The sequence below is a fragment of the Burkholderia sp. Ac-20384 genome (assembly GCF_017104605.1).
In the GTDB taxonomy this organism is placed as follows: domain Bacteria; phylum Pseudomonadota; class Gammaproteobacteria; order Burkholderiales; family Burkholderiaceae; genus Burkholderia; species Burkholderia lata.
Window position 1 is genome coordinate 1 of the sequence record NZ_JAAGPE010000375.1, and the last position, 7870, is coordinate 7870.

9 protein-coding genes and 1 pseudogene are annotated in these 7870 nt (G+C 68.1%); 4 read left to right on the forward strand and 6 right to left on the reverse strand.

Annotated elements, in window-relative coordinates; genetic code table 11:
* Nucleotides 1–427, forward strand: a pseudogene (locus G3O00_RS37480) (M48 family peptidase); the annotation flags it as partial.
* A 39-nt stretch (nucleotides 428–466) separates the two neighbouring features.
* Here the strand turns inward: G3O00_RS37480 and G3O00_RS37485 are convergent.
* The 6 genes from G3O00_RS37485 to G3O00_RS37510 all read right to left on the reverse strand — a co-directional run bounded on the left by G3O00_RS37485 (nucleotide 467) and on the right by G3O00_RS37510 (nucleotide 5038).
* Complete coding sequence (locus G3O00_RS37485) at nucleotides 467–1054, reverse strand: DUF2946 family protein (RefSeq protein WP_206146030.1); 588 nt, start codon at nucleotides 1052–1054, stop codon at nucleotides 467–469.
* Nucleotides 1047–2084: a hydrolase gene (locus G3O00_RS37490; RefSeq protein WP_175043202.1), complete on the reverse strand. Its 1038-nt coding sequence runs from the start codon at nucleotides 2082–2084 to the stop codon at nucleotides 1047–1049. The genes G3O00_RS37485 and G3O00_RS37490 overlap by 8 nt, the downstream gene beginning before the upstream one ends.
* 34 nt (nucleotides 2085–2118) lie before the next feature.
* Entirely contained in the window at nucleotides 2119–2565 is a 447-nt protein-coding gene (locus G3O00_RS37495) for a nuclear transport factor 2 family protein (protein WP_006749968.1), read from the reverse strand.
* A gap of 115 nt (nucleotides 2566–2680) precedes the next feature.
* The gene (gene waaF / locus G3O00_RS37500; protein ID WP_041492938.1) at nucleotides 2681–3718 is read right to left on the reverse strand and encodes a lipopolysaccharide heptosyltransferase II; all 1038 of its coding nucleotides are present in this window, start codon (nucleotides 3716–3718) and stop codon (nucleotides 2681–2683) included.
* A gap of 151 nt (nucleotides 3719–3869) precedes the next feature.
* A complete protein-coding gene (locus G3O00_RS37505; RefSeq protein WP_006749970.1) occupies nucleotides 3870–4064 on the reverse strand; it encodes a zinc-finger domain-containing protein in 195 nt (64 codons plus the stop codon).
* 50 nt (nucleotides 4065–4114) lie between these two features.
* On the reverse strand, nucleotides 4115–5038 hold the full coding sequence (locus G3O00_RS37510; protein WP_011353071.1) for a branched-chain amino acid transaminase: 924 nt from the start codon (nucleotides 5036–5038) through the stop codon (nucleotides 4115–4117).
* Nucleotides 5039–5231: 193 nt separating this feature from the next.
* Here G3O00_RS37510 and G3O00_RS37515 point away from each other — a divergent pair, with 193 nt between their 5' ends.
* The 3 genes from G3O00_RS37515 to G3O00_RS37525 all read left to right on the forward strand — a co-directional run bounded on the left by G3O00_RS37515 (nucleotide 5232) and on the right by G3O00_RS37525 (nucleotide 7783).
* Nucleotides 5232–5987: an AzlC family ABC transporter permease gene (locus tag G3O00_RS37515; RefSeq protein ID WP_206146031.1), complete on the forward strand. Its 756-nt coding sequence runs from the start codon at nucleotides 5232–5234 to the stop codon at nucleotides 5985–5987.
* Nucleotides 5984–6307, forward strand: coding sequence for an AzlD domain-containing protein (locus G3O00_RS37520; protein WP_011353069.1), 324 nt, complete (start codon nucleotides 5984–5986; stop codon nucleotides 6305–6307). The genes G3O00_RS37515 and G3O00_RS37520 overlap by 4 nt, the downstream gene beginning before the upstream one ends.
* 279 nt (nucleotides 6308–6586) lie before the next feature.
* Nucleotides 6587–7783 carry a phosphoglycerate kinase gene (locus tag G3O00_RS37525; RefSeq protein WP_011353068.1) on the forward strand — a complete coding sequence of 399 codons (1197 nt, stop codon included), beginning with the start codon at nucleotides 6587–6589 and terminating at the stop codon, nucleotides 7781–7783.
* Nucleotides 7784–7870 lie beyond the last annotated feature (87 nt).

Below are 7870 nucleotides of genomic sequence, written 5' to 3' on the forward strand. Positions count from 1 at the left end.
TGACATCGCGCGCCGCGCGGGTCGGGCCGACGACGCGATGCGGCTTGCGGCGCTCGCGCAGCGCCGCTGGCCGGCATCGCACGCCGCGATCGTCACGCATCTTCAGGCGCTGATCGCGGCGCGCCGTTTCGGTGAAGCGCAGGCGCAGGCCCGCGCGCAGGCGAAGGCCGACCCCGAACAGCCGGACTGGTGGGACTATCTCGCGAAGGCGAGCGACGGCAAGGGCGACCTGCTGGCGCGGCGCCGCGCGCTCGCGGAGAAGCTTGCGCTCGACGGCGCGTGGCCGTCGGCGATTCGCCAGCTGAAGGAGGCGCGCGATGCGAAGGACGTGTCGTTCTACGAGCAGTCGATGATCGGCGCTCGGCTGCTGGAATTCGAAGCGCGCTACAAGGAAGAGCGCGAAGACGAGAAGAACGGCCGCGGGTAGCGGCCGGCGCGCGGCAAGCGCGGGCGAGGCCGCTGCGGGTCAGTTGCCGCTGTCAGCCGTGTCGTGGGCCTGTTGCGCCGGGCTTGCGACGTAGCCGAATCGCGCAGGCACATCCGCGCAGACGATGCTGCCGAGCGGGAGCGTGCGGCCGTCGCGCCAGCGCAGCACCGGTGGCGCGGCGTCGAAATCCGCGTGATCGGCGAACAGCCCGAGGTCATGGTCATGCAGCGCCGCGATGCGCGGCGGTGCGCCCGCCGTGCGAAACAGCACGCCACCCGCGTCGTCGAGCCAGGCTTCGTCCGGTTCGAACGGCGTGCCGGTCTGGTCGGTGAGCGTGAGCTGCCCGTCGCGCTCGGCGAGCCGGACGACCCACGGCGTATAGGCGAGCTCGACGTACACGCGCTGCGGCCCGTTCTGGAAGAACCACTGGCCCTGCGCGTCGCATTCATAGTTGCGGCCGATGAACGCGTTCAGCGCCGCATGCCGGATCGGCGAGCCGAGCTCGCCGGCCGCTTGCGCCGCGTCGTCGCGCAGCCGCCATTCGCCGCGCCGGTCGAGCAGCAGCCAGCCGGTACAGTGCGGCACGTTCGGCCATTTGGCGAGGGCCTGCCTGACGATGTCATCCATGGTCGACGAATTTGGAGCAATAGCCGAACACCCGCGCCGACAGCCAGTCGAGGCGGCCGGGGAACGGCCCGGTCATGAATCCCGCATGGCCGCCTGCCGCGGGCTGGTCGAGCTCGACGGCCGGCGATACGTCGGCCGGGCCGGGCAGCGCCGATTCGGGCAGGAACGGGTCGTTGCGGGCGTTGAGAATCAGCGTCGGCACGTCGATCGCGGGTAGCAGCGGCCGTGTCGTCGCCTTGGTCCAGTAGTCGTCCGCATCCGCGAAACCGTGCAGCGGCGCGGTCACGACCTCGTCGAAGTCGCGCATCGTCACGGCCTGCAGCATGGCTTCACGGTCGAACAGCCCCGGGTACTGGTCGAGTTTCGCGAGCGCCTTGCGCTTGAGCGTTTTCAGGAAGCTGCGCGTGTAGACCATCGCAAAGCCTTGCGACAGCGCGCGCCCGCCGGCGTGCACGTCGATCGGCGTCGAGATCGCGGCGGCCGCCCGCAGGATCGACGTGTCGCTGCGATGCTCGCCGAGCCAGCGCAGCAGCACGTTGCCGCCGAGCGACACACCGGCCGCGACGAGCGGCCCGCGATGCTGCGCGGCGAGCCGGCGCAGGATCCAGTCGACTTCGGCGCTGTCGGCGAGATGGTAGAAGCGCGGCTGGCGGTTGATCTCGCCGCTGCAACTGCGGAAGTGCGGCACGACGGCGTGCCAGCCCTTCGCGCGCGCGGCGGCCATCATCGCGAGCGCGTAGTGCGAGCCGGAGCTGCCTTCGAGGCCGTGGAACAGCACGAACAGCGGCGCATCGGGCCGCGGCGCCGCGCTGTCGAGATGCGCGACCCAGTCGAGATCGATGAAGTCGTGGTCGGGGGTTTCCCATCGCTCTCGTCGGTAAGCGACGACGGGACGCCGCGCAAACAGCGCGGGCACGATGGTTTGCGCATGGCTGTTGGGCAGCCAGCGTGGTGCGCGATAGCGCAGAATGTCGTCGTCGGGGGCCGGAGCCCCGGTCAGCGGCGAGGTGGGCGGAGAAGCCGTACTCATGATCGCCCCGCGTATGCGTTGCTTCGTCTTTTCGTCAGTGCAGCGGACCCTGCCCGTGACGGATCTTCGCGGCGAATTGTCCGGCCGCTTGTTCAGGAATCGGGCTCGCGTGAATATGCGCGATGCGCCACTCGCCACGTTCGTGAATCATCACGTACGTCGCGAAAACCATGTCGGGTTCGGCCGTCAGGTCGGCCTGCTGATGCGCTTCGGCGATCGTATAGACGACCGTGCCGAGGCTGTCGTACACGCGGATGTCGAGCGGCTCGATCGTCACGGGGCGCGTGGCGAGCCGGTTGGCGAGCCCGCTGCGGATCTGGTCGAGGCCGTGCAGATGCTCGCCGTCCGCCCATACGCAGCTGGCGAAATCCTCGTCGATCCACAATCCCAGCAGCGCGTCGAGATTGGCATCGGCGACGGCCTGGTAGTAGGCGTTCAGCGTATCGGCGGCGGCTTCGAAGAGGCGGGCAAAACGTGGCATCGGGGTTATCTCTCGCGCGCGTCGCGCGCCGTATTCAGCACGGCGGCCCGCATGGAGCCGCCGTACACCGGTGAATCGGATTGCCCGGCGCGCCGTGCGACGCTGCCGGCCAGGGTCAGCGTTGCCCGACGAGCATGCCGCGCAAATCGCCGAATACCTGCTCGGGACCGAGTTCGCGCAGGCACTTGAGGTGGCCGAGCGGGCACTCGCGTTCGAAGCAGGGACTGCATTCGAGATGAAGCCATTGTACCTTCGCCAGGTCCGACAGCGGAGGGGTGTGGCGCGGATCGGTCGATCCGTACAGCGCGACGAGCGGCCGGCGTAGCGCGGCGGCAACGTGCATCAGCCCCGAATCGTTGGTGACCACCGCGTTCGCGCGCGCGATCAGTGCGCACGCCTCCGACAGCGACGTCTGCCCGCACAGGTTGCGCACGTTCGGCGCGTGGTCGGCGATCGCCTGCGCAGCCGCGGCATCCTTCTGCGAACCGAGCGCGACGATCTGCGTGTACGGGAACGACTGGTGGACGATGGTGGCGAGCGACGCGAAGTGCTCCGGCGGCCAGCGCTTGGCCGGGCCGTACTCCGCGCCGGGGCAGAACACGACGAGCGGCTTGCGTGTATCGAGATTGAAACGCGCGGACACGCGCGCCGTCTCGTTGAGATCGGCGTCGAGGCGCGGCGCGGGCAGCGTCTTCATCGACTCGGGCAGCTTCGCGCCCGGCGCGTACGCGAGCGCCGCGTAGTGGGTCGTCATCGGCGGCCGCTCGCCCGACTTGTCGGGGTTCGCGTGCCGCACGTTCAGCAGCCCGTAGCGGTGCTCGCCCGTGTAGCCGACCCGCAGCGGGATGTTCGCGAGCCACGGGATCACCGCGGATTTCAGCGAATTCGGCAGCACATACGCCGCGTCGTAGCCGACGTCGCGCAGATCGCTCGCGAGTTGCCAGCGGCGCAGCAACTGCAGCTTGCCGTGCGCGAGATCGGTCGCGTAGACATCGTGGATCTCGGGCATCCGTTCGAGTACGGGCGCGACCCACGAGGGTGCGACGGCATCGATCGCGATGCGGGGATGGTTTTTCTTCAGCAGCGCAAAAAGTGGCTGCGCCATCAATGCGTCACCGATCCAGTTCGGTGCGATAACCAGCGCTCGACGCATCAGGTCGACTTCCGATGTCGTAATGAAGCACGGCGCTCAGGCGCCGCGTTCGGGTTGCCAGAATGGAGAACGGCGGCGCGCCGGCAATCCGGCTGCACCGCCTTGGCGGATCGGCTGGCCTGCATCAGCATGCAGGCCCGGCCGCCGGGGCTCAGTGGCCCTTGACGACCTCGCCGTCGCGCAGCTTGTAGCGCGTGCCGCAGTACGGGCAGCGCGCCTCGCCGTGCGAGACGTCGATGAAGACGCGCGGGTGGGCGCTCCAGCGCGCCATGGCCGGGTTCGGGCAGTACGCGGGAAGATCCTTGGCCGTCAGCTCGACCAGCGGCATTTCCTTGATTTCACTCATGAGACTTTCTCTTATCACTCTTTTGTGGGGCGGTCGGTGGCGCGGCGCGCTCAGACCTTCGTCAGCCAGTGCGCGTACTTCGCGTTCTTGCCCGACACGATATCGAAAAACGCCGACTGGAGCTTTTCCGTGACGGGGCCGCGTGCGCCGCTGCCGATCGTGCGGTTGTCGAGCTCGCGGATCGGCGTGACTTCAGCGGCCGTGCCGGTGAAGAACGCCTCGTCGGCCGTGTAGACCTCGTCGCGCGTGATGCGCTTCTCGATGACCTCGATGCCGGCGTCCTTCGCGAGCGTGATGACGGTATCGCGCGTGATGCCGTCGAGGCACGACGACAGGTCGGGCGTGTACAGCTTGCCGTTGTTCACCAGGAAGAAGTTCTCGCCGGAGCCTTCCGACACGTAGCCGTCGACGTCGAGCAGCAGCGCTTCGTCGTAGCCGTCAGCCGTCGCTTCCTGGTTCGCCAGGATCGAGTTCACGTACCAGCCGGACGCCTTCGCGCGCACCATCGACACGTTCACGTGGTGGCGCGTGAACGACGACGTCTTCACGCGGATGCCCTTCGCGAGGCCTTCCTCGCCGAGGTACGCGCCCCACGGCCAGGCGGCGATCGCGACGTGGATCGTGTTGCCCTTCGCGGCCACGCCGAGCTTTTCCGAGCCGACCCAGATGATCGGGCGCAGGTAGCACGACTCGAGCTTGTTCTCGCGCACGACTTCGAGCTGCGCGGCTTCGAGCGTTTCCCGGTCGAACGGCACGTCCATCTGGAAGATCTTCGCCGAATTCAGCAGACGTTTCGTGTGCTCGTACAGGCGGAAGATCGCGGTGCTGCCGTCGGCCGACTTGTACGCGCGCACGCCCTCGAAGACGCCCATGCCGTAGTGCAGCGTGTGGGTCAGGACGTGGATCTTGGCGTCGCGCCAGTCGATCAGCTTGCCGTCCATCCAGATCTTGCCGTCGCGGTCGGCCATTGACATAGATTTCTCCTGGGATGCGGTTGTATGCAGCGTTGAGCCGGAAAGACGCTTATTTTAGCGTCATTTGAAGGCGATCCGGTCGGTCGGCGCGGGGCCGGCGCTATAATCGCCCGGTACCGATTCCAATAACGACGGGTCGTACCGGCAGGAGGCGCCGGCGCCCCGACGAACCGCCCGCTGCGGCCCGCTTCCCATGCTCGCTCGATTGTCCGCCACCGACCGCTTCGCGCTGATCCAGGGCGCGCGCGACTATTCCCCGACGCTGATGGCGATTTTCTCGTGGGGGCTCGTCACCGGCATCGCGATGAGCAAGTCGGTGATGACCCTCGGGCAGGCGAGCGCAATGTCGCTGCTGGTCTACGCGGGCTCGTCGCAGCTCGCGGTGCTGCCGCTCCTCGCGGCGAAGCTGCCGATCTGGACCATCCTGCTCACGGCCGCGATGGTCAACACGCGCTTCGTGATCTTCAGCGCCGGGCTTGCTCCCCATTTTTCCTACCTGCCGCTGTGGCGGCGCCTCGCGATCGGCTATTTCAACGGCGACGTGATCTATCTGCTATTCCAGAAACAGGCCTTCGCGTACGGCCACGTGCCCGGCAAGGAGGCGTATTTCTGGGGGATGGCGCTCGCGAGCTGGCTGTCGTGGCAGGTGTCGTCGCTCGCCGGCATCCTGCTCGCGAGCTTCTTCCCCGCGAGCTGGGGGCTGGAACTGGCCGGCACGCTCGCGCTGATCCCGATCATGGTGTCGGCGGTCGCGAACCGTTCGACGCTCGCGGCCGTCGCGGTCGCCGGTGTCGTGTCGCTGATCGCGTTCGACCTGCCGTACCGGCTCGCGCTGCCGCTGGCGGTGCTCGCCGCGCTCGCGGCGGGCTGCACGGCCGATTTCTTCGTCGAGCGGGCCGACTGGCGGCGCATCCGCACCGAAACCGTGCACGAAAAGGAAATCGAATGAGCGCGACGGACATCTGGATCGTCATCATCGGGATGACGATCGTCACCGCCGTCACGCGCGCGCTGTTCCTGATCGGCGGCGAACGCACGGTGCTGCCCGAACGCGCGCAGCGCGCCATGCGCTATGCGCCGGCGGCGGCGCTGGTCGCCGTCGTGCTGCCCGACGTGCTCGAAACGCCGGCCGGGCTGTCGTTCGCGCTGTCCAACCATCCGTTCTACGCGGCGCTCGCCGGCCTCGGCTGGTTCTTGTGGCGGCGCAGCATGCTCGGCACGATCGTCGTCGGGATGCTCGTGTTCACCGCGCTGCGCCTGATCTTCTGATGGGCCGCCGTTCAGGCCCGCCGGGTGCCGGCCGCTCGCGCGGGTGCATTGCTGCGTTGCGGCAATGTGTCCGTTCCCGCCCGCGATCCCAAATAGGCGGAATTCGCCGCCCGCGGGTCAGTCTGCCGGGTGGATCGGCTAGAATGCCCGTTCAAGATTTTTTACCCGTGCGCGTCATGCGAACCGCCAGCCACGGCCGCATCCGGCGCCCTTTCGCGGCAGCCCGCGCACGTCCAGCGTGAACCCCCTTTCCCCATCCACTACTTCAATTTGTCCAACATGAGCCAAGTCAAGCGTCTTACCGACCTGATCGCCGCCGGCCAGCTCGCCGGCAAGCGGGTATTCATCCGCGCCGACCTGAACGTCCCGCAGGACGACCAGGGCAACATCACCGAAGACACGCGCGTGCGCGCGTCCGTGCCGGCCATCCAGGCTGCGCTCGACGCCGGCGCGGCCGTGATGGTCACGTCGCACCTCGGTCGCCCGACCGAAGGCGAATTCAAGCCGGAAGATTCGCTCGCGCCGGTCGCGAAGCGCCTCGCCGAGCTGCTCGGCCGTGACGTGCCGCTCGTGTCGAACTGGGTCGAGAACGGCGTGAACGTCGCGCCGGGCCAGGTCGTGCTGCTCGAGAACTGCCGCGTGAACAAGGGCGAGAAGAAGAATTCGGACGAGCTCGCCCAGAAGATGGCGAAGCTCTGCGACGTGTACGTGAACGACGCGTTCGGCACCGCGCACCGCGCGGAAGCGACCACGCACGGGATCGCGAAGTACGCGCCGGTCGCGTGCGCGGGCCCGCTGCTGGCCGCCGAGCTCGACGCGCTCGGCAAGGCGCTCGGCAACCCGGCCCGCCCGCTGGTGGCGATCGTCGCCGGCTCGAAGGTGTCGACCAAGCTCACGATCCTGAAGTCGCTGGCCGGCAAGGTCGACCAGCTGATCGTCGGCGGCGGCATCGCGAACACGTTCATGCTCGCGGCCGGCCTGTCGATCGGCAAGTCGCTCGCGGAAGCCGACCTCGTCAACGAGGCGAAGGCGATCATCGACGAAGCGCGCGAGCGCGGCGCATCGGTGCCGATCCCGACCGACGTCGTGACGGCCAAGGAATTCTCGCCGACGGCTGTCGCCACGGTAAAGCAGGTCGCCGACATCGAAGCGGACGACATGATCCTCGACATCGGCCCCGATACGGCCAAGGCGCTCGCGAGCCAGCTCGAGAAGGCCGGCACGATTGTGTGGAACGGCCCGGTCGGCGTGTTCGAGTTCGACCAGTTCGGCAACGGCACCAAGACGCTCGCGGAAGCGATCGCCAAATCGTCCGCGTTCTCGATCGCGGGCGGCGGCGACACGCTCGCGGCCATCGCCAAGTACGGCATCCATGACCAGGTCAGCTACATCTCGACGGGCGGCGGCGCCTTCCTCGAGTTCCTCGAGGGGAAGAAGCTGCCGGCGGTGGAAGTGCTGGAAACGCGGGCGGCCTGAGCGTGGCGGCGCGCGCAGGGGTGATGAAGGCCGCGCGCTCCGCGAAAGCGGAGCAGGCGGAGATCGGCAGAGCACACGGCTGCACTC